This window comes from Shewanella sp. AC34-MNA-CIBAN-0136 (assembly GCF_040309945.1).
Taxonomy (GTDB): domain Bacteria; phylum Pseudomonadota; class Gammaproteobacteria; order Enterobacterales; family Shewanellaceae; genus Shewanella.
The window spans coordinates 85,306-109,301 of the sequence record NZ_JBEOPJ010000016.1; the positions used below are offsets into that span (position 1 = coordinate 85,306).

Here is a 23,996-nt window from a genome sequence, read left to right on the forward strand (position 1 = left end):
CATCTCTGAAAAGCGTGATCTCTACCACGCACTAAAAACCTCACATTGGACTCGCTTCACAGTTCTGTCGGCTAATGCACTTTCCCGTGTATTAGATGATCTCGATCAACACTTTTAACACTTAAATAACGTCTATTACGCCCTAGTTAGCCAAATGCTAACAAATAATAACAATTTAGTACCCACTTATAGTGATACGAGGTATGCATGACAATATTACAGATACTAGCAAGCTTAACCCCCATTATTAGCGTAATGGTATTCTTGGTGCTTATGCGCTTACCAGCGTCGAAAGCAATGCCCATATCAATGGTTGCTACAGGCCTTGTAGCAATGTTTATTTGGCAAATGGATACGCAACTTCTTGCGGCATCTGTAGTCGAAGGTCTTCTCGCTGCATTAACACCGCTGACCATTATTTTTGGCGCGGTATTTTTGTTAAATACCCTTAAATATTCTGGCGCCATGGACACTATTCGTTCAGGCTTTACTAACATCAGTGCCGATGCGCGAGTTCAGGTGATTATTATTTGCTGGTTGTTTGGATCGTTTATTGAAGGCTCTGCAGGCTTCGGTACTCCAGCTGCAATCGGTGCACCGCTACTAGTACTATTAGGTATCCCACCCATTGCTGCAGCCGTAGTGGCCTTGATTGCTGATTCAACATCAGTGTCATTTGGCGCAATTGGTTTACCTGTTCTATTTGGGATGGAACAAGGCCTAACAGAAGGCGGCGTTAACATGGCGGCAGCTCAAATTGCTGAACATGGTGGCACTTTTGCCGGTTATGCACAGTATATTGCTAAACACATGATCACCATCGACTTAATAACAGGTACATTAATTCCGTTAGTGATGGTTTGTGTATTAACAGGATTTTTTGGTCGCAACAAGTCGATTAAAGAAGGTTTACAAGTTTGGAAATTTGCAATATTTGCGGGTTTTGCCTTTACCATACCAGCATGGTTAATTAACTATATTGCTGGTCCTGAGTTCCCTTCTGTTATTGGTGCTCTTGTGGGTATGGCGTTAGTTATCCCTGTCGCGAGAAAAGGCTGGTTACTGCCATCAACACCTTGGTGTGACTTCAGCGAAAACGACAATAAATCAGATGAAGAGCTCGCGATTAATCAAACACCGGTTAAATTCTCACAAATTGCCGCTTGGTCTCCATACATCATTATGGCGTCGTTATTAGTCTTATCTCGTGTCGTTACTCCATTTAAAAGCTGGTTGCTTGGCTTTAACATTAGCTGGACGGGTTTATTAGGCACAGAGCTTAAAGCCGGCTTTGCTACATTGTATGCACCGGGAATCTTCTTTGTTGTTGTATGTTTATTCGGTTTTATCTTATTTAAAATGAAACCTACTGCAATGAAGCAATCAATCACCGTATCTTGTCGTTCAATGTTACCAACGATCATTTCATTAGGTGCATCAGTACCTATGGTAAAAATATTCCTAAACTCAGGTGAAAATGGCGCCGGTCTCGCTTCAATGCCAGTTGCATTAGCAGACCTACTGGCCAATAGCATGGGCTCAGTTTGGGCTTGGGTTTCACCTATTGTCGGTATTTTTGGTGCCTTCCTGTCAGGTTCTGCGACTTTCTCAAACATGATGTTCTCAGGCTTACAGTATTCAGTTGCAGATAATATCGGCATGAATCACGCCATCGCGTTAGCGTTGCAAGGCATTGGAGCCAATGCAGGCAACATGATGTGTGTAATGAACGTCGTTGCTGCTGCTACCGTGGTAGGTATGGCAGGTCGTGAGTCTGAAATTATTCGTAAAACAATGCCTATCGCACTGGGTTATGCCTTAGTTGCAGGCACTATTGCTGTTATCTGGGGTGGATTCTAATTAACGATAAAGTTACTTATATTCTAACGATAACAATACAACAGCAGGCACAAAATGCCTGCCGTTCATTCGAGTGTAAAGAGAGCATGTTATGACTATTAATTATCAAGTAGTGATGGATACGTTAACGTCACAGCTCGGCAGTCACGCCGTATCCAATGATCCAGTGCGTCGTTTTGCTTGGTCAACTGATGCCAGTTACTTTCGTATCGTACCTGAAATTGTGGTACACGCAGATACTCCAGAACAAGTTAAAATAACCCTTAATATCGCCAGAGCACATAATGTGCCAGTAACCTTTCGTGCTGCCGGTACCAGTTTATCTGGCCAGGCAATTGGTGATGGCATTTTACTTATTTTGGGCCATGATGGTTTTAGAAACATTGAAATCAGTGAAGATAGAAATTCAATCACTCTAGGTGCTGCGGTCATTGGTTCAGATGCCAACATGGCATTAAAACCCTTCAATAAAAAAATTGGTCCCGATCCAGCCACACTAGCCTCTGCACAAATTGCCGGAATGGTAGCAAATAATGCATCTGGAATGTGTTGTGGCACCGCGCAGAACAGTTATCAAACCATTAAATCAGTTAAATTAATGCTTGCCGATGGTACTGAACTTGATACAGGTTGTCCGCATTCAAAAGCAGCATTTAGCCAATCTAATCCTGCGTTACTTACGGCGTTAACCGATCTTGCGCAATTAACTCAAAATAATCCAACCCTATCGGCGCGGATCCGTAAAAAGTTCTCGATTAAGAACACCACTGGTTACAGCATTAATGCACTGGTAGATTTTAGCGATCCATTTGACATCATTAATCACTTAATTGTGGGCTCAGAAGGCACACTTGCGTTTGTAAATGAAGTCACTTATCACACCGTTGAAGAAGCGCAATTTAAAGCTTCTGCCATGGCGGTGTTCTTCAATATGGAAGATGCTGCCAGCGCAATACCACCGATTAAAGGTGATAGTGTGGCCGCTGCAGAATTACTTGATTGGGCATCGATTAAATCGGTTACCGGTAAAACTGGCATGCCGGAGTGGCTAAGTGATTTACCAGAAGGTTCAGCCATTCTATTAATTGAGTGTCGTGCTAATGACCCCGAAACGTTAGTGCAATACACTCAAGATGTGATCACAAAAATCGCTCACATTGACACTGAACGTCCAACTGAATTCAGTAATGATCCAGCAGTATTTGGCCAGTATTGGGCAATGCGCTCTGGTTTATTCCCTATTATTGGCGGTGCAAGACCTAAAGGCACATCGGTTATTATTGAAGATGTTGCATTCGAATTACAACATTTAGCCAGTGCAGCAGCAGACTTAACCGCTTTATTCCATCAACACGGTTACCCAGAAGGGGTGATTTATGGCCATGCTTTAGCCGGTAACTTCCATTTTATTATCACGCCAACGTTTGCCTCTCAAGATGATATCAATCGTTTCCAAAATTTCATGCAAGATGTCGCTGAAATGGTGATCAATAAGTACGATGGTTCGATGAAAGCAGAGCATGGTACTGGTCGAGCTGTAGCCCCCTTTGTTGAAATGGAATGGGGCACTGACGCATATACATTAATGAAGCAAATCAAACAGATTTTCGACCCAAGTAAATTGTTAAATCCTGGGGTTATTCTCAATGATGACACGCTGGTACATGTTAAAAACATCAAACCTTGCCCAGTGGTAGATGACTTTATTGATAAATGTATTGAATGTGGTTTTTGTGAGAAAACCTGTCCAACATCGGCGCTTAACTTCTCTCCGCGCCAACGTATTGCGGTATTGCGTGAAATTGAACGTTTAGAGCAATCGGGTGATAAAAAAGCCGCCGCAGAAATGCGTGCCAGTGCCAAATATGATGTGGTTGATACCTGTGCAGCCTGTCAGCTATGTACTATTGCCTGCCCAGTTGACAACAGCATGGGTAATTTGGTGCGTAAACTGCGCACACCGTACATCACCACCACAGAACAAAAAGTGCTCGACTTCCAAGCCAAGCATTTTGGCGCAGTAAACCAAGTGATCAGCACCGGCTTTGATATTTTAGGTATTGTGCATAAAATAACTGGCGATGGTATCACCAACTCGTTGATGAAAGCGGGTCGTTTGATTTCCAAAGAAGTACCTTATTGGAATCCAGACTTCCCTAAAGGTGGCAAGGTGGCAAAGCCATCAGCCCATAAACCTGGTCAACAAACAGTTTTATACTTCCCTGCATGTGGTGGCAGAACCTTTGGTCCAACACCAAAAGATCCTGACAACCGCACCTTGCCAGAAGTGGTTATGACTTTACTTGAACGCGCTGGCTACAATGTGATCATCCCAGAAAATACCCGCCATTTATGTTGCGGTCAGATGTGGGAATCAAAAGGTGATTTTAAAAACGCTGATGCTAAGCGTGATGAACTTATTGACGCACTCAGTACACAGTCAGAAAATGGCAAAGTGCCTATTATCGTTGATGCATTGTCTTGTACTTATCGCACATTAACCGGTAACCCTAAGGTGAAAATAACCGATTTAGTCGAGTTTATGCACGACGAGATGTTACCAAACATGACAATTACGAAGAAATCTAACGTCACTTTACACCAAGGCTGTAGTGCCCGTAAGATGAAATTAGAGCCTAAGCAACAAGCTATTGCTGATGCGTGTGCTAACCATGTAGTGTTGCCCGCGGGCATTAGCTGTTGTGGTTATGCCGGTGAAAAAGGGCTTTATAAGCCTGAAATTAATGCCAGCGCACTGCGTAACATTAAAAAGCTCATTCCGGCAGAAACGAAAGAAGGTTACTACGCTAACAGAATGTGTGAAGTCGGCTTAACCCAACACAGTGGTATTTCATACCGCCATTTAGCCTATTTATTAGAAGAATGTACTCGTTAAACTAATGGACCATCACAGTAAATAGCGTAAACAATAAGGGCATTGATATCATATCAATGCCCTTAATTTTTGTTACCATACTTAACACTAATATCCGAACTCAGCGTTAATTAGCGTACTCAAACGAGTCATCCTACTCAATCGAGAGGTACTATCAAAACGACATGTCCTATCAAAACGAGATGTCCTATAAAACGAATTGCCCATCTCAACTCAGACTAAATCAATAAACACGCCAGTAACTGTTGCTGCAATCTTTCATGTTCAAGCGGCATATCGCTAATAATTTCGACCCGTGTATCTAGTGCATCATCAAGTTCATTAAGCATCAACTTATCATCCACCATATTGACACTGAGCACCCCATCCTGGGTAATAACAATAGCTTTTAATCTCAGTACCTTGTCCATTTTAACCGTGTCTACCCACGCCATAAATTGCTCAAACTGAAAACAATGTACTGCTGAAAATATCCAACCACTACTGTAACAGCCCTCACCTTGGTTAGTTTTGTGAATAAACCCAGTAGGGGAAAACTCAGGGGTATCGATATCGCTCAGTGGTGGTTCGTTAGACAGCCAGTTATCCATAAGCGTTTTCCGCCCCAATAGCCGTTGTCCCGCTGGCACCGTTTGATACTTTGTCGGGGTATTTAAGCGCAATAATAACTGTTGGATTAGGTCAACATCAGTAAAGTGATTATCGACACTAATTAGTGGCGTCTGTTGTAAATGTAACTTGCTGAGGAATTGCTGTAACTGTAAATGATCTGTTTCAGTGTAATGCTGGGCTTTATTGGCCAACAGCACATCTGCCATCTGTAATTGCTGCGTAAACGTATCATGATTTCGATAGCGCGGATCGCTGACTTTACGCGCATCAACCAGACATACACTACTTTGCAAAGTAATAACATGTTGATAATATTCAGATGTTAATAACTTCACTATTTCAGCAGGATGCCCAAGCCCAGTTGGTTCTATCAATAACCGGTCCGGCTTAGTTTGCTGAATAAGTTGATTTATCGCGACTTGTGTTGGTAAGCCGGAGACGCAACACAGGCAACCACCTGGCACTTCTTTTATGACAATACTGACAGGCTTTGCTGGTGTAACATCAGGACTATTATTACTATTATTACCTATAGCCGTCGCATTTAACAAACCGCCATCAATGCCTATTTCGCCAAACTCATTCACCAGCACCGCCCACACTTCATCTTTGGGCTTATGAGCTAATAATTGGCTAATGAGCGTGGTTTTACCCACCCCCAGAAAGCCAGTAATAATATTGGTGTTAATCGGTTTAGTGATCATTTTTTCGCTTTAGCGTATTTACCCTTTCGAGTAGGTTTCACATCTGTTTGCGATGGCTTGCCACGTTTGTACTTAAGTACTTTTTTCGGTTTCTCTGCCGCAACATCGCGATATCGAGCCGGTAATGGCGCCCCTTCTTCGTATCCTGTTGGTACCAATATCGGCAATGATTGTTCAATAAGTTGTTCAATTGCGCCAAGTAACTCTAGCTCTTGAGGACTCACCAGCGAAATGGCTTCACCGCCTAATCCCGCACGGCCTGTACGCCCTACTCTATGGATGTAATCTTCGCATTCTTCAGGTAATTCAAAGTTAATGACTCTTGGTAGGGCTTGAATATCAAGCCCTCGAGCGGCCAAGTCAGTAGCGATTAACACGCGTAATTGACCAGTTTTAAACTCTTCCAACGCACGATTTCGAGCCCCTTGGCTTTTATCACCGTGAAATACCGATGACTTAATACCGTCTAAGCTTAACTCGCGGTATAAATGATCTGCTGTTTCTTTACGGCTGGTGAACACCATAACTTGTTGCCAGTTATGCTTGCCAATTAATTCAGATAACAACTCAGCTTTTCGGCGGGTATCCACTTGATAGACTTGCTGGACAACATTAGCGGCAGTAGTTTGGGTTTCAACATGAACGTATTCAGGATTGTTTAGCATTTTAGCCGCTAGCGTTTTAACTTCTTCAGAAAAAGTAGCAGAAAACATCATAGTTTGATGTTGTCTGGCGATTAAACGCTTCACTTTTTCAATATCTTTAACAAAACCAAGATCAAGCATGCGATCAGCTTCATCAATCACTAAGTGAGTAACAAAAGATAGATCCAATTCATGCTGGCCAATAATGTCAAACAATCGTCCTGGCGTTGCCACTAAAATATCTACGCCTTGTTCTAATGCCTTACGCTGAGGATTGATGCTCGCGCCACCATAAACGGCTAAGCTGGTCAGATTGATAAACTGGCTGTATTTAACTAAATTTTGCTCAATCTGAATCGCTAGCTCGCGAGTCGGTGTCATGATTAATGCGCGTAAACGATTTGGTGGCAATAAGTCTGAATGATCTTGCGCCATTAAATGACTTAGTAACGGTAACGCAAAAGCAGCTGTTTTTCCGGTACCGGTTTCGGCACTGGCCAATACATCTCGGCCATCGAGCGCTAGTGGGATCACAGCTTGTTGGACAGGAGTAGCAGTTTGATACCCAGATTGATTAACCGCATCTAATAATAATGGCGGTAACCCTAGCGACGTAAATGACATAACAGACCCAATAACACAAATAAAAATAGGTCGCTATTGTATACTAATCTAAACATCATTAACTATTACATTAGTGATGGCATTAGCCATATCATCACGATGGGTCACGCCGGTTTTGAATGAAGAGTCACAGTACTAACGTTATATCTGCTGACTAACCTGCAATGGTATTACTTTTTCCACTAAATACTTTTGCTCAAAATCATCGCGGCACAAGGCATGCGAAAATACATATCCTTGGCCATAATCACAACCAGCAGACGCCAATAAACGCCGTTGACTTTCGGTTTCAACACCTTCGGCAATGACTTTGATACCGAGTTTATGAGCCATTGCAATAATCGCTTCACACAAACACATATCATTGTTTTTGGCAGCCAATCGACCCACAAAAGATTTATCAATCTTAAGATAATCTACATTATATTTGGTTAAATAGGGTAATGATGAATAGCCAGTACCAAAGTCATCAAGCGACAATTGCATACCTGCATCACTATAAGCCTGCAATTTAGCCTCAACATTAGGTTCAATGTCATGTAGTAGGTTTTCAGTGATTTCAATACAAATGCTATTGGTAGGCAGCGCGAGTAAAGACATGTATTTAAGCCAATTTTCAACATCGGTCGACTCGTCTTTAAACTGTACTGGTGACATATTAATACTAATCTGAATATGGTGATTAAATTGTGTCTTCCATTTTGCGACTTGCTCGCAGGCTTGATAAAAAGCCCAATTGCCAATATCGATTATCATCCCAGTATCTTCAGCAATAGAGATAAAATCTGCCGGTGGAATTAACCCCATTGTTGGATGGTTCCAACGAATTAACGCTTCCACCTTGATGATCTGCTGACAGCTTAAATCCACAATAGGCTGATAATACAACTCAAATTGCTGCTGGATAATCGCCACTTTAAGGTCTTGAATCAACGCCATCCGCTTTTGTGCATCGTCTTGCATTGCGGAGGTAAAATAATTAAACCGATTACGACCATGGGATTTTGCCGAATACATGGCTTGGTCGGCATTCTTCAATAATGCTTCGGTTGTTTTTGCATCGTCTGGAAATAACGTAATACCAATACTGCCACTAATATAGGCCGTTTGATCACCTAATAAATAAGGCTCTGCAAGTCGTTTAAGTATTTGTTGTGCAACACGTTCGACCCCATGAGTATCTTCAAGATTAGTTAACACTATGGTAAATTCATCACCACCAAGACGGGCGACAACATCGGTTTCGCGTACGCTGTTTTTTAAGCGTTCCGCCGTCTCAATTAACAATACATCGCCCATATCATGGCCCAACGTGTCGTTAACCTCTTTAAAAAAATCCAAGTCTAAAAACATCAATGCAAAATGATTATGCTGTCGGTCAGAATGGAATACCTCTTGATTCAAAAATGTTAACAACATCCTACGATTTGGCAAACCGGTAAGTGCATCATAATTAGCCTGGCGCCATATCAACTCTTCAGTTTGCTTTTTCTCGGTAATATCGGAAAATAACGCAACAAATCGCGCAGCCTGCGACTTTGTTCGGATGATTGAATTAATGGTTAATAAGATAAGGTAATTTTCACCATTTTTACGACGCATCCACACTTCACCATGCCAATGTCCCTGCTGGCTAAGCTGTTGGCTTAATTGTTGATAAAAATGTTGGGGCTGAAGATCTGTTTCAAACATACGTAAATGCTGATCTTGTATGTCTTGTTGACTGAATCCAGTGATAAAAGAAAAGGCAGGATTTGAATCAATGATAATGCCCTTTGCAGTAAACACACTCATGGCTTCACTGGAGTTTTGGTATACAGATGCTGCAATACTTAGCGAGTCTTCAACCTGCTTGATATCAGTGATATCACTATGAGTACCACACATTCTAAGCGGTTTACCTTTATCATCAACGTCAACCACTCTTCCTGTTTGCAAAATCCACCGACTGTCGCCGTCCATATTAGTTAATTGATATTCCACTCGTTGGCTTATACAGCGACCTTTTACAATTTCATTAATGCTGCGAAGAAACTTAAATTTATCTTTTAGCTGTATCGCATTTATCCACAATTTAGGATGCTGATTAAGCTCTTCCATTGAGCAACCCAAAATGTCAGCACTGTATCGATTCGTACGAATTCGATTGTGTTGTACATCCCAGTCCCACACGCCTAACTCACTGCTATCGAGTACCAGCGCAAGTTGCTCGTTACTTTGCAATAAATCTTGTTCGGCCTGTTTCTGATGAGTGATATCAAGAAAACCGGCAATAACTAGGAAAGTATTGTCTTGAACATGACGGCGGCAGGCGATGGTCACATGGGTATAAATGACCGAACCATCTTTGGCAATAAAACGCTTATCAATTTCATATTCATTGAGTTCGCCTTTACTCATTTTCTCAAATAATAATAAATCTTTATTCAAATCATCTGGGTGTGTTAATTCAGCCCACGTTAACGCCTTTAATTCATTTTCGCTGTAACCGAACATTCGACATAAATAGGGGTTAACTCTCAACCAATGCTTAGTTTTAGTGGTAATAGAAATACCAATATTGCCAATATCAAATTGATTGTTGAAAAGAAAATCTTCTTGTAATTTGACTTGAATATCGCGCCCACGAAACACTATTTTTGCAAGTAAATGACCGATGACCATAGTCAATAAAGGTAATACCAGCATGATAGGCAAAGACACAACACTGATAGCGTGTAACGCTTGATCAAATGGCAATAAAAATAGCCATAACAACAATAGGGAATGAACAATAACGCCAAAAAGGTAGAATTCACGATAACGAATTTGATCTAATTCATGCCGACGGTACCGACGCCACACTAATCCAATGACCGCACTACTGCTTAACGCAAATATACCAACCCATACAGCAACGCCACCCAAATGATAGCGATAAAGCGCCATGATAATGGTTGCGACAAGTGTTGGAATACCTCCAAAAAACAGTCCACTTAAACAGAGTACTACCGAGCGGGCATCAAACAATATTTCCTGTTGATGAACCAAGGGATCCATCATAATAACAACGCCAATAGTGCCAATAACTGCGCCCATTAAAAATTGCCATAAAAAAGGCGTCACCTTACGTTGATGCGTAGGAGAGAGTGAGTAAACATAAACTAGCGCAAGTAATAGCGCTGCATTTTCTAAAATTGAGAAAAAAACATTTAGACCAAACATCTATACATTTCCCTTATCCATCCTTAACAAGCACATTAGCATCCAAGCTGTCTCTATTTAGTATAGTAGAAGTAAACTAACACTATGATTTATCGTCTTTATACCGTGAACCATTCTATATATAAAGGGCATAATATTCATCTGAAATTTCGATAATATTATTTAAGAGAAATTGTCATCCTATCCAACACAACAAAATGCGCAATAACCGACCAACCATAGTGTCGGTGTCAAAAAATATCACCCTAGATCACAGTTACTTGGAAAATGTCGTGTTGGTAATAAAACGGCCTATTGATTGTGACTTAATCGACGTTAACGAGCTTCACGTCACATAATAACTGCAATGTTATTGGTATGTTTAATTAAGAGAAAACTTAATTCTATATAAAGGACAATCAATATGGCGACTAAATTTTTCATTCCAAGCGTCAACATTCTGGGTCAAGGCAGCGTAGATGAAGCGATTAAAGACATCAACGCGTTTGGATTTACCAAAGCACTTATTGTCACCGACAAACCACTAGTGAGTATTGGTTTAGTGGCAAAGGTTGCAGATAAACTCAATGCCAATGGTATTGAAGTGGTTATTTTTGATGGCGTTCAACCTAACCCAACAACAGGTAATGTTGCTGCAGGCCTTGAACTACTAAAAGCCAATCAGTGTGATGTGATTATTTCTTTAGGCGGCGGTTCACCGCACGATTGCGCTAAAGGAATCGCACTCGTGGCCACCAACGGCGGTAGCATTAAAGATTATGAAGGTGTGGATGTATCAACTAAAGCACAAATGCCTTTAGTCGCGATTAACACTACCGCAGGCACAGCAAGTGAAATGACACGCTTTTGTATTATTACCGATGAGGCAAGGCACATTAAAATGGCCATTGTCGATAAAAATACCACACCTATTCTATCTGTAAATGATCCTGAACTGATGCTAGAAAAGCCAGCATCACTGACTGCTGCAACCGGGATGGACGCATTAACACACGCAATTGAAGCTTATGTCTCTATTGCAGCCAATCCCATCACCGACGCGTGTGCAATCAAAGCTATTGAACTGATCCAAGCCAATTTAATTAATGCAGTTAAAAAAGGCGATGACATTCAAGCCAGAGAAAACATGGCTTATGCACAATTTCTAGCGGGCATGGCCTTTAATAATGCCAGCCTTGGTTATGTGCATGCTATGGCACATCAACTTGGCGGTTTTTATGACTTACCACACGGGGTTTGTAACGCATTATTGCTACCTCATGTACAAACCTATAACGCCCAAGTTGTGCCTGCACGCTTAGCTGATGTCGCAAAAGCTATGGGTGTCGACATAGCAGCAATGACAGACGAGCAAGGCGCTAAAGCGGCCATTGACGCCATTAAGCAATTATCAAAAGCGGTTAACATTCCTGCTAATTTAACCGAGCTAGGCGTAAAAGCACAAGACATCCCAACTTTAGCAGACAATGCTCTCAAGGATGCTTGTGGCTTTACTAACCCGAAACAAGCGACACATCAAGAGATCTGTCAAATGTTCACAAACGCTTTATAACTAACCTCAGCAAGGGATAATAAGCAATTATCAAATAGTTATTAACCAGAATTAAGCTAAACTCGTTTTATAGCACAGCATAAAGCCCGTATTTTATTACGGGCTTTTTTATCTGCCGTTTAATGTAAAAAATCAACTATGACAACAGCTTATTTTTAATTTAGTAAAAAGTGATGCTTAGATCTAAGTTCTTGAAATAAGGATTGACCAATATAAAAAATAAGGTCTATAGTGAAAACACTTAGATAGCGAATAGGTAGGTAAACAATGACAGCAATCACTCATATATATAATTACACCGTTCGATGCCCGCACTATAAAGAAAACGAACAAGCTGCAACATGGCTCAACCATATCGAAGTAAACCAATCTTGTGAAATTGCTCTAGACCGTATCACTAAATGGCACAACCTCTCTGGCACCAAATCATTTGAACTAGACGATTTTGTGGTTCGAAAGGCCGATAATGAAGAAGCTTATTTTGCCATGCAAAGTAGCCGCCTTAAGCATGATGGCCATGCCCTTGTCACTTTTAAAATCTATTTAGACAACTGCTGCCAAGATGCTTCTCCGAATCAAATAATGGAGCATTTAATCGATGATTATCAACAGCGTATCGCTAAAGTCGAATAATACATCAAGTCTATTTACCATCAACATTAAGGAGCTATCATAGCTCCTTATTTTTTGCTGTTTTATTGTCAATGGCTATAAGTTCTTGCCCTGTCGTAACACATACTTACGAACACGAACCCACGATAATAGAAATACAATTAAGCGGCATTGGCTCGCATACCGTGCGGAATGGGTAAGCCATTCTCATTCACGTTGACAAATACCATCTTATCGATGAAAGCAATCGGCGCATGATTGACTTTATTACGTATTTTACAGCGAACAGTGACTGAACTTTGACCTAAGCTTACTAGCTCAAACCCAAACTCGATAATGTCGCCTGTTTGTGCCGGTGCCATAAAATTAATTTCCGATATCACTTTGGCAATATGGAATTGGCTGCGCATTTGGCAACTGGCAAAAATTGTTGCTTCCTCATTAACCCAACTTAATAACTGGCCACAACATAAGCTTTGAGTGCTATTAAGATGAATAGGCATGATGATATGACGTGAGAAATATTTCATAGTGACCTCATTATCTGACTTATTAATTTTGCGTCGTTAGGCGCATACCTCCAAATAAGTAGCAACGATCAAGCCAAGTATATTAAGCTTTAATAATCAATGTGATAAATATATTTTTAAATTAGAAAACTCTCAGAATGCCCAAAATAAATGCATCTTCGCACCAAAAAAGAAAAAGGCCACACTGAGTATGGCCTTTAAAATGAATATTAACTGATATTGATTAGCGAATAATTTGCTTCAACGTATTCACAAAAACACTGATGTCATTAGCACTAATATCTTTATGAGTCACCAAGCGCAACTGTCGGCTCGGACTAATGATAATGCCTTTATCGGCCAGTTTGGCAGTAAGCATTTTAGGGTCGATATGTTCTGCGAGTGTGGCGAAAACCATATTGGTCTGCACCAAACTAACATCGACAGCAAACTCACTCATTTCAGCCAACAACAAAGCCAAGGTTTTTGCATTGTAATGATCATCCGCTAAACGATCGACCTGCTCAGTTAACGCCAACTTAGCCGCTGCAGCGATAATACCTGCTTGACGCATTCCACCACCGAGCATTTTACGCCAACGTGTCGCTTTACCAATTAATCGCTCATCGCCTAACAAAATCGACCCAATCGGTGCACATAAGCCTTTTGATAAACAAATCGATACAGAGTCAAAGTATTGAGTAATATCGGCAATAGCAATGCCCTGCGCAACCGCAGCATTGGCAACCCGGGCACCATCTAAATGAATTTTAAGCCCACGATTAAACGCAAGACTTTGTGCCTGGGATAAATAATCTTGGTTTAATACCTTGCCGCCAATGGTATTTTCTAAGCTCAATAACCGTGTTCTTGCAAAATGCACGTCATCAGGCTTAATCGCAGCTTCAATATCATTCAATAAAATACTGCCATCAGCTTGATTATTCAGAGGCTGAGGTTGAATGCTGCCTAATACCGCTGCCCCGCCGCCTTCAAACTTATAGTTATGAGCTTGTTGACCACAAAGATACTCATCTCCGCGTTCACAATGAGACATCAATGCCAATAAATTAGCTTGCGTACCAGAACTGACAAACAGAGCACCATCAAAGCCAAACATCTCTGCAGCCATATCTTGTAAATTATTGACGGTCGGATCATCACCATAAACATCATCACCGACCTCCGCCCTCGACATGGCTAAACGCATTGCTTCAGTCGGTTGAGTCACCGTATCACTTCGAAAATCAATCATGCTGCATCTCTATCCTCTTTTACTCAACATTATGGAAGCTACGCAACTACTTCGCCGCTGATGAAATTTCTGTTAATGCCGCTAAAGCAGCTTCGTAGTTTGGGTGTTCACTTACTTCAGTCACTAATTCTTGATATTTCAATATGCCTTGAGAATCAATAATAAAAATTGAACGGGCTAATAAACCACGGTCTTTGATCAACAAACCATACTTTTCGCCAAAATCACGCCATACGGAGTCAGACAACACTTTAATTTTATCCACATTTTCGGTTTGGCAAAAACGCTTCTGAGCAAACGGTAAGTCTTCGCTAATGGTTAACATGACCACATTGGCATCATATTGAGTAAACTCTTTATTAAATCGTTTGGTCTGTAATGCACACACGCCAGTGTCTAAACTGGGTACCGCGCTAATGAGTATCGTCTTACCTTTAAAGTCACTCAAACTGACTGGATTAAACTTTTCATCCACAACAGTAAACAAGGGTGCAACCGTATTTATACTCGGTATTTTACCTTCTAAAGCAACAGGGGTTCCCCCCATAGTAATCATGGTTTTCTCGCCAGCAAAACTGGGGGCACTCATAACCGATGAGGATAATAATGTGATCACTGCAATGGTAGAAAATAGCTTCATGGAAAACTCCTGTTAAAGGTACTGATGAGCGGTTTGAACTGGGTGCTAACGAGAGATCTTAGTAAACATGACACCAGTAGAAATAGTTAGAGCCAATAGTTACGCAAATGATAGCTAATGGCTCAGTGCTCTTATGATAAAGATAGTTAATCAGTTTTAATATTATATATTTAACTTTGAATCGATATTACTAGATAAAATTTTCTCGATACTCTTTAAAAGCCAGTTTAGTGACTTAATAAGCCTCAATCTACAGTTTAGACATTATTAGTTATTGTAATATCGACAAGGCATTTTACGATGTAACGCTTAACGATCATATACTTTCCTAAAGGGCTAAATGACCGAGCCCAATAAGAACGGAATTTGATTAACGTGACCAGTTGGTTTTACTCAGCTCAACAATTTCATTACCTTTACCATTAATTAGCGCTTTCATCATGTAAACGCTAAAGCCTTTCGCCTGTTCGAACTTAATTTTTGGTGGCATCGCAAGCTCTTGTTTCGCCGTATCGACTTCAAGAACAACTGGCCCAGAGTGCTCCATCATTTCCGCCATTGCTTCGGGTAGTTTGCCTGGATCGTTGACATGGATCCCTTTCAGACCACAAGCTTCAGCAATTTTTGCAAAGCTTGGATTCTCTAGATCAGTATCATTTGATAAGTAGCCACTGGCTTTCATCTCCATGGCGACAAAACCCAGTGAGCGGTTGTTATAAACAATAATTTTAATCGGTAGGTTAAGTTGTTTCAGAGAGAGTAGCTCTCCCATCAACATCGAAAATCCACCATCACCACACATTGCAATTACCTGACGATTACGATCCAGTGATTGAGCTCCCATTGCCTGTGACAATGCATTAGCCATTGACCCATGGTTAAATGATCCAATTAAACGACGTTGACCATTCATCGATAAATAACGAGCAGCCCAAACTGTTGGCGTGCCAACGTCGCAGGTAAAGATAGTATCTTGACCTGCTTGCTCATCAAGCAGACGGGTTAAGTATTGTGGATGAATTAAATTATGTGATGTTTTACCATTGGCGAGAACATCCAAATCTTTTCGGGATTCTTGATAGTTTTTAACACACTGCTCTAGGTGAGCGCTAGAACGGCCTTCCTTAATAAGTTCAAGCAGTGAAGTGACGGTATTTTTGGTATCCCCTAGAACACCAAAATCAATCTGCACATGTCTCCCGAGTGACGCGGGCTGATTATCAATTTGTAAGATAGTGATGTTTTCTGGATAGAAAGCTCGATAAGGGAAGCTGGTGCCTATCATCAACAACGTATCTGCTTGTTGCATTGCGTGGTAACCAGATGAAAAGCCGATAAACCCAGTCATCCCAACATCGTAAGGGTTATCATATTCAAGGAACTCTTTACCGCGCATGGCATGTACAATGGGTGCTTGTAGTTTTGCGGCTAAGGCAACAATTTCATCATGAGCATCTTTACAGCCAGCACCACACAATAAAGTGACTTTGCCGCTTTTATTAAGGTGAGTAGCAAGTGTTTTTGTGTCAGCTAAATTAGCGATATAAGAAGCAGGTTTTGGGACGTTCCATTTTGGTTTGGTCGTTTCAGGCATCGCCTTAAGCGCGATATCTCCCGGAAGAACCAGCACACTAACATCATTATGTAAGATAGCCTGACGCATGGCTGTTTCGAGTAAATATGGCATTTGTTCAGGGCTGGAAACTAATTCACAAAAAACACTGCACTCTTTAAATAATTCTTGTGGGTGAGTTTCTTGGAAATAATTGCTGCCAATTTCTGATGAAGGTATATGAGCAGCAATGGCTAATACTGGAACTTTATTACGATGACAATCGAACAAACCATTAATCAAATGAAGATTACCTGGACCACAAGAACCAGCACAGACGGCCAACTCTCCTGAAATATGTGCTTCTGCACCTGCGGCAAAAGCAGCGCTTTCTTCATGGCGTGTTCCTAGCCATTCAATCGTACCCATTTTTCGCAAGCTATCACTAATTCCGTTAAGTGAATCGCCAGTTACCCCCCAAATCCGTTTCACGCCTGCTTGTTCAAGGGTTTGAGTAATAAAACTTGCGATACTTTGACTCATATTAAGATACTCCTAAGTATGAAATTTGATGAAAAAAGGTGCAGCAGTAGATTTTTAATCAATGACAACCAAAAATCTTACCTTTAATTATCATCCTCTTGGAAACGCTGCTTAACAATGCTAAATGGTTATTTTTTCATAAACATTTATTTTTTATATGTTCAAAAAAATATATATTTATGAAATAAGGCGTTATGGCTGCTAAAAACAGTAAATAGTAAAAGTAAGACTAACTAGATGATTATTGACGCACAAAAAACAACTCAATTCAGGAGGTTTTTGGGGAGTAGAGCGGATATTAGGTATAAAAAAACCAGCAAATGCTGGTTTTTAGAAGATTAACTTGTCTGCAATATTATTTTGCTGGAACTTCTTTCACATGCAAATCCATTTGTGGGAATGGAATTTCAATCTCAGCTGCATCTAATGCATTCTTGATTTGCTCAAGCAATTCAAAACGCGCAGTCCAATAGTCTGGTGTTTTAACCCACGGACGTACAACAAAGTTGATTGAAGAGTCAGCAAGCTCAGCTAGACCGATAGTATAACTAGGGTCTTTTAACACAAACTGATTATTATCTAAAATATCCGCTAATACCTTCTTAGTTTTAGCGATATCAGCAGTATACGAAACACCAATCGTTAAATCGATACGACGCTTTTCTAGTGCTGAATAGTTGGTGATAGTGCCGTTCATAATCGCTGAGTTAGGCGCGATAATCATTTTGTTGTCACCAGTACGTAAACGGGTTGAGAAAATGGTAATTTCATCAACTACACCGGCAACACCAGCCGCTTCGATAAAGTCACCTACGCGACATGGACGGAAAAGCACCATCAATACACCTGATGCAAAGTTCGAAAGTGAACCTTGTAATGCTAAACCTACTGCTAAACCCGCGGCACCGATAACCGCAACCAATGACGCAGTTTGCACACCAACTTGACCCAGCGTGGCGACAATAGTAAATACAAACACCAACATCCACGCTAAGTTTGCCACAAACGAAACAACTGTTGTATCCACTTTGCGGTTGGTCAATAATTTGGTTGTTATGCGTTTTGCTACACCGGAAAAATACTTACCGATGAGAAAAATAACAATAGCAGCTAGCGCTTTAAGACCATAAGTCATCAAAAACTCAGGTGCCTGCTCCACTAAAGCATCTAAACCTTCTATATGTTCCATTTCTTTCTCCATTTTAATAGCAGTCTTATTCTGCCGATATAATAAATTCTACTCGTCGATTACGCTGACGCCCTTCTATAGTGGCATTATCCGCGATCGGATTTTTGTTACTCATGCCAACGATCTCAATCGACGTCGGTTGAAATTGGTACTCATTTACGAGTAAATCTTTAATGGTGGCTGCACGTTTAAGTGATAGTGAGCGGTTAACAGCATCACTACCAATATTATCAGTGTGTCCCTCTAAACGAATAGCCACTTGAGGATGTTGCTCAATGTATTGCTGTACCCTAACCAAGGTTGGCCGCTGAGTTAACAACACTACTGATTTATCAAAATCAAAATACACAGGTTGAAGAATAGACCCAAAACAATCTACTGCCACAGAAACATCTCGTTGTTGACGACATTGTTCAGCAATAAGGGCCGAATTATTTGTTACTGTCGCGCCTAATTCAGCTTCATCAAACTCAGCATCATCTTCGGCATCCTCATCAACAATCAACAATTCAGTATCAATACAACCATTTGCCATAACAACACTGTTAACAGGGGTATCATTACAGGCATCTTTTTTATCAGGAACGCCGTCAAAATCTGTATCAACCCAGGCATGGGCAGTGCAGATAAAACAGCCAATTAAAATCAATGTCACAGCTCGAATGATAGTCATAAATACCTCTTCGACATGACATCGAAATTTGTTAAAGAATCGTATTTTAACTGTTTATCGCTTAAATTAAAAGACAACACTTTATAATCAACACCTTGCACCATCATGCTTAACTAAAATGTCACTTAAGCGTGATATAGGTATCGGCTCGATGCCAGAAAACCTTATTAATTTCCAGCCAACTTTGCAACAAAAACAATACAAACAACTAACATTACTGATAGTTGATTGTTTGTATTGACACATTTTATAACAAGCTTAACCTCTCTGTTCCCCGCATTAACATTGACTTTGTCGGCATGAAAAGGGTATATAAGGTTAGCTTTTTGATGTTTGGTTAGCATTCAGCGTCAAACTGACATTATTTAATATAAAAAATAAACAATAAAGTTGCTCAGTATTGCTTCATCACGGTCAAACACCCGTTATTTCAAGTGTTAGTTGATAAGGCAATCATAGACAACTCTTGCAAACAATTATTTCTGTGACGATATTTTCTCACAGGCAATCACAAGCTTAAGGTGGAAGACTTAATGAGTGACGCAAAACCACAAGGTACATTGTTTGGACACCCTAAGGGGCTGTTCTTGCTTTTTACAACAGAACTATGGGAACGCTTTAGCTATTACGCAATGCGTGCAATTTTAGTACTTTATTTGGTAGATAAAGTGCAAAGCAATGAAGCAGGTGGTGGTTTAGGCTGGAGCCAAGCAGACGCATTATCTCTATATGGTACTTTTACCGGTTTAGTTTACTTAACACCATTAATTGGTGGCTGGCTAGCAGATAACGTATTGGGTCAACGTAAAGCCATTTATATTGGTGGCTTCTTAATGGCAGCGGGTCAATTTACGCTTGCAGCACCACATAGCTGGATGCCGGGTTTAGAAACCACTATGTTTTATATTGGTTTAGGGACGCTAATTATAGGTAACGGCCTATTTAAACCAAATATCTCCACAATGGTAGGTGATTTATACCCTGCTGGTGATCACCGTCGTGATGGCGCATTTACCATATTTTACATGGGCATCAACTTAGGTGCAGCCTTGTCAGGCTTTATCGTTGCTTGGGCTTACACTTCATTTGGTCATGAAGTGGTTATTGGTGGTGAAGACGTGTTTATCAATAACTGGCAAGCAGGCTTCTTCTGCGCCGGTGTTGGTATGATTTTATCGTTGATTATTCAATTTTTCTTTGCTCAAAAATTACTTGGCGACATCGGTACCGAACCGGCAGCTAAAGTAGAACAAAGAAAAAATGCAGCGAGAGGTGAAACCAGAAGTGAACCACTAACTAAGATTGAACGTGACCGTATTAAAGTCATTATGGTAATGGGGTTATTCACCATTATTTTCTGGGCTGGCTTCGAACAAGCAGGCGGATTAATGAACTTGTTCACCAACAATTTCACCGATCGTATGATTGGCTCGTGGGAAGTACCGACCACTTACTTCCAATCACTCAATGCTATCTTTATTGTTGTTTTTGCTCCAGTGATTGCCTCTATTTGGATCCGCTTAGGTAAAAATGAACCTAACTCACCCGTTAAATTTGCGTTAGGTTTATTCTTACTGGCCATTGGTTTCTTATTCATGATGGGCGCAGTGTTCGAAATGGGTGGCGACGCTTCAGTTAAATCAAGCATGTGGTGGTTAGTAGGAGCTTACTTCTTCCACACCATGGGTGAATTATGTTTATCACCAATTGGTTTATCGATGGTCACTAAACTGGCTCCACTGCGTATTGCATCATTAATGATGGGTGCATGGTTCCTATTTATTGCTGCTGCAAACAAAATTGGTGGCCTAGTCGGTTCATTGATTGGCCATGGCGGCGAAGTCGAAGAACAACTCGCTAACGCAATGGCAATTTTTGCCGGCATTGGTATTACCGCGGTCGTCTCAGGTATTATTTTATACCTAATGTCAGATAAATTAGTTGACTGGATGCACGGTGCAGAAAACAAAAATGAGACTGAAGAAGAAGTATTAGAAGAAGAAATTGCAGTCACGGCCGAACATGAAGGAATTCAACGTTAATTGGTTTTGATGTAATTGTTATTCTTAATAAAATCCCCTCCAAGTTTCACTTGTGAGGGGATTTTTTATATACCCACATCATCCTGCTAGGTTCACTTCGCTGCTAGAGCTGACTTCGTCCTGCTAAAGTCGCTTCGCTGCTAGAGCGGACTTCGTCCTGCTAGAGTCGCTTCGCTGTTAGAGCGGACTTCGTCCTGCTAGGATCGCTTCGCTGCTATAGCTGACATCATCCTGCTAGGATCGCTTCGCTGCTAGAGCAGACTTCGTCCTGCTAGAATCGCTTCGCTGCTAGAGCTGACTTCATCCTGCTAGGTTCACTTCGCTGCTAGAACGGACTGTGTCCTGCTAGGTTCGCTTCGCTACTAGAACGGACTTCGTCCTGCTAGAATCGCTTCGCTGCTAGAGCTGACTTCATCCTGCTAGGATCGCTTCGCTGCTAGAACGGACTGTGTCCTTCTAAAGTCGCTTCGCTGCTAGAACGGACTGTGTTCTGCTAGAATCGCTTCGCTGCTAGAGCGGACTTCGTCCTGCTAGGATCGCTTCGCGGCTAGAGCTGACTTCATCCTGCTAGGTTCACTTCGCTGCTAGAGCTGACTTCGTCCTGCTAAAGTCGCTTCGCTATGCAGTTTGCTTTTATAGCCTCTAGCCGCGAAGCGTCCTAGCAGCGCAGCGCTCTAGGTTTCTAGTGTCTGGTGTCTAGATAGACTTAAACAATGATCAGCGACACGCTAACTGCATAAAGCCACCTGCTTTAATATCGGATTGATAAACCAATCCTGTAAAACGGTTATCAAGCAGTTGTTGTTTATGCTCATAAAAATGTGTGCCAATACAAATTTGTTCATCCAGTAACAAGGTTCTAGTTTGCATACTCGGCTTATCCCATACGGTACTGCCAAGAGGTGCTGATTCTGGCAATGCTAGAGGAGTAAGCTCATTACCGTTACGTAAATAGCACCTTAATCCTTTACCAGACTGCCCTATTGATAACTGGTAGCGGGTCAAATCGAGGCACACATAAATAATATCGGTATTAATATGTAACCCAGACTTCACCATACGCTCATGAAGATAAGACAACATATTATTAGGTTCGATTAAGGTATTACTTAAACCATTTCTAAATAACTTAAGTTTTTGATTAATAAAACTACGCAATAAGACACAGCCAAAAGCGGCGCTATTATCCTCAGGTGAAAAGTGTGCCATATACATCACTAAATGATGCTCCCCCACCATTGTAGAATCGATGAAGTAAGCACTAACATCATTATTTTTAAATAGACTGTAATTGATTTCGGCTTTGGGATAATAGATATGCGACGCAGGAAATAACTGCTGCTGAACACTTTTGGCCGCTTGAGCATTTTGCTCAAGTAAAGATAAGTTATCGGTAAGCTCTTGGTAAGATAACTCATTCATTTCTTGTAAATGCGATTGCCCAGAAACATTCATCGGCGTAGCGGCTGACATCATCGCTTGTATGATTGCCTGCTCAATAATGAATAAATCAGCAATAGGTTTAGTCAGATAATCACTGGCACCAATGCGCAATGCTTCGACAACATCAGACATCACATCATTACCAGAAATAACAATAGCGGGTATAGCAGGATTAATATCTTGCATTTGTTTAAGCATCGACAAACCATGAAGGCCTGGCATGCTTAAGTCTGCAATAACAATATCAAAAATAGCATCGGAAAAAAGGGCTATGCCTTCATCGCCATTACATGCTTGTTGAACCCGAGCACCTTGCCGCTGCAAAAAATCAGCAACGACATGGCGAAATATCGGGTCATCTTCAACAAAGAGGATCTCGACATCAGTAAGCGCCATACAACAACCTCGCAAACTACACTGCCGAGGTGCCTGTATGCCTCGACTATTCTAGTTCATCTAAATATTCGTCAAGTAACTCATCGTCCGCTTGACTAGATGGCACATCACCATCAAAAACTTTGTAATCCATATGCTGCAAATAGGCATCTTTTACAAAAGCATAAGGATCAAGAGCATTGTCTAATAATCTTTCTTGATCAATGGCTTTAGAGCGAGCATCCAAGCCTTTTAAACCCCATTTTAATACTGACTGCCACATCGTTAGCTCAGATAAAGGAAAGTATAGACCATCCACCCAATCAGAGGCGATTTCTCTTGTCACAATTGGGCCATAAAACGGCGCCATAAAATAAGGGCCATTTGGTGTACCGTAATAACCCAACACTTCGTTGAAATCATCTTGTTTACGGTGCATCCCCATCATGTCAGCTACATCGACTAAACCCAGTAAACCTATGGTGGTATTAACCGTAAAACGACCGCCGGCATTAGCAGCCCATCCCCACTTTCCTTGCAAGGTATTATTCACCAGAGAGCTAGGTTCCTCTAAGTTATAAACAAAATTATTAACACCCGTTCTGACTGGATTAGGAACATAGTCTTTATAACCATGGGCAACTGGGCGAATAATATACCGATCTAAAAACAGATAGTTAAAGTCCCACATTGTGCGGTTAACTTCTTCAAATGGATCGCGAGGATCATTGTATTTGATTTCGACCGCAGGACGTGATGATGTGGTAACTTGAGGTGCTTCTGCTTCGGCATACACTGGCATGCTAACGGCAACAAACACCTGAAGTAATATCCATTTATACTTCATATAATTCTCTTTAAAATGACAAAAGGTACTACTCAACAAACTGCTATTTTTGTCTTTTTTATTAAAGCAATTTTTGTTCAAGTCGATATAATTTAGCAAGCAAGTGTAAGGCTGTTATTATTCACTATTTTCAGTCAGGCCTTACTCATACGTCTGTGTTATCAGCAATCATTCACTGTAATGGCAATAAAACCCTGTATGTTACCCCAATAAGGTAACA

General features: G+C 41.0%; 16 protein-coding genes. 5 read left to right on the forward strand and 11 right to left on the reverse strand.

Annotation, left to right across the window (positions count from 1 at the left end):
* The first annotated feature begins 207 nt into the window (after positions 1–207).
* Complete coding sequence (locus AAEY94_RS15740; RefSeq protein ID WP_350979213.1) at positions 208–1,860, forward strand: L-lactate permease; 1,653 nt, start codon at positions 208–210, stop codon at positions 1,858–1,860.
* A gap of 91 nt (positions 1,861–1,951) precedes the next feature.
* The gene (locus AAEY94_RS15745; RefSeq protein WP_162023591.1) at positions 1,952–4,756 is read left to right on the forward strand and encodes an FAD-binding and (Fe-S)-binding domain-containing protein; all 2,805 of its coding nucleotides are present in this window, start codon (positions 1,952–1,954) and stop codon (positions 4,754–4,756) included.
* 218 nt (positions 4,757–4,974) lie between these two features.
* Here AAEY94_RS15745 and AAEY94_RS15750 read toward each other — a convergent pair whose 3' ends face one another.
* The 3 genes from AAEY94_RS15750 to AAEY94_RS15760 form a co-directional block, all read right to left on the reverse strand.
* Entirely contained in the window at positions 4,975–6,072 is a 1,098-nt protein-coding gene (locus AAEY94_RS15750; protein ID WP_350979214.1) for a CobW family GTP-binding protein, read from the reverse strand.
* Entirely contained in the window at positions 6,069–7,340 is a 1,272-nt protein-coding gene (locus AAEY94_RS15755) for a DEAD/DEAH box helicase (RefSeq protein ID WP_101086479.1), read from the reverse strand. Before AAEY94_RS15755 ends, AAEY94_RS15750 begins: the two co-directional genes overlap by 4 nt.
* 141 nt (positions 7,341–7,481) lie before the next feature.
* Positions 7,482–10,544, reverse strand: coding sequence for an EAL domain-containing protein (locus tag AAEY94_RS15760; protein ID WP_350979215.1), 3,063 nt, complete (start codon positions 10,542–10,544; stop codon positions 7,482–7,484).
* Positions 10,545–10,947: 403 nt separating this feature from the next.
* Between AAEY94_RS15760 and yiaY the strand changes: the two genes are divergently transcribed.
* Both yiaY and AAEY94_RS15770 read left to right on the forward strand, forming a co-directional pair.
* Positions 10,948–12,096, forward strand: coding sequence for an L-threonine dehydrogenase (yiaY, locus tag AAEY94_RS15765; RefSeq protein ID WP_350979216.1), 1,149 nt, complete (start codon positions 10,948–10,950; stop codon positions 12,094–12,096).
* A gap of 267 nt (positions 12,097–12,363) precedes the next feature.
* Entirely contained in the window at positions 12,364–12,729 is a 366-nt protein-coding gene (locus AAEY94_RS15770; protein WP_101086476.1) for a cytoplasmic protein, read from the forward strand.
* 140 nt (positions 12,730–12,869) lie between these two features.
* Here AAEY94_RS15770 and AAEY94_RS15775 read toward each other — a convergent pair whose 3' ends face one another.
* From AAEY94_RS15775 to AAEY94_RS15800, 6 genes are all read right to left on the reverse strand, one after another.
* Complete coding sequence (locus tag AAEY94_RS15775; RefSeq protein WP_101086475.1) at positions 12,870–13,238, reverse strand: acyl-CoA thioesterase; 369 nt, start codon at positions 13,236–13,238, stop codon at positions 12,870–12,872.
* Between the two features lie 223 nt (positions 13,239–13,461).
* Positions 13,462–14,472 carry a low-specificity L-threonine aldolase gene (gene ltaE / locus AAEY94_RS15780; protein WP_101086474.1) on the reverse strand — a complete coding sequence of 337 codons (1,011 nt, stop codon included), beginning with the start codon at positions 14,470–14,472 and terminating at the stop codon, positions 13,462–13,464.
* A 46-nt stretch (positions 14,473–14,518) separates the two neighbouring features.
* On the reverse strand, positions 14,519–15,112 hold the full coding sequence (tpx, locus tag AAEY94_RS15785; RefSeq protein WP_335692435.1) for a thiol peroxidase: 594 nt from the start codon (positions 15,110–15,112) through the stop codon (positions 14,519–14,521).
* Between the two features lie 370 nt (positions 15,113–15,482).
* Positions 15,483–17,207 (reverse strand): ubiquinone-dependent pyruvate dehydrogenase, encoded by a 1,725-nt coding sequence (poxB, locus tag AAEY94_RS15790; protein WP_162023596.1) that lies wholly within the window; start codon positions 17,205–17,207, stop codon positions 15,483–15,485.
* A gap of 355 nt (positions 17,208–17,562) precedes the next feature.
* On the reverse strand, positions 17,563–18,396 hold the full coding sequence (locus AAEY94_RS15795) for a mechanosensitive ion channel family protein (RefSeq protein WP_194956191.1): 834 nt from the start codon (positions 18,394–18,396) through the stop codon (positions 17,563–17,565).
* Between the two features lie 25 nt (positions 18,397–18,421).
* Complete coding sequence (locus AAEY94_RS15800) at positions 18,422–19,069, reverse strand: OmpA family protein (protein ID WP_101086471.1); 648 nt, start codon at positions 19,067–19,069, stop codon at positions 18,422–18,424.
* A gap of 533 nt (positions 19,070–19,602) precedes the next feature.
* Between AAEY94_RS15800 and AAEY94_RS15805 the strand changes: the two genes are divergently transcribed.
* Positions 19,603–21,111 (forward strand): peptide MFS transporter, encoded by a 1,509-nt coding sequence (locus AAEY94_RS15805; protein WP_101086470.1) that lies wholly within the window; start codon positions 19,603–19,605, stop codon positions 21,109–21,111.
* Between the two features lie 717 nt (positions 21,112–21,828).
* On the opposite strand, the gene AAEY94_RS15810 is transcribed toward AAEY94_RS15805, so the two are convergent.
* Both AAEY94_RS15810 and AAEY94_RS15815 read right to left on the reverse strand, forming a co-directional pair.
* Entirely contained in the window at positions 21,829–22,950 is a 1,122-nt protein-coding gene (locus AAEY94_RS15810; RefSeq protein WP_101086469.1) for a response regulator, read from the reverse strand.
* A gap of 46 nt (positions 22,951–22,996) precedes the next feature.
* The gene (locus tag AAEY94_RS15815) at positions 22,997–23,731 is read right to left on the reverse strand and encodes an MlaA family lipoprotein (RefSeq protein ID WP_502959406.1); all 735 of its coding nucleotides are present in this window, start codon (positions 23,729–23,731) and stop codon (positions 22,997–22,999) included.
* Positions 23,732–23,996: the final 265 nt, after the last annotated feature.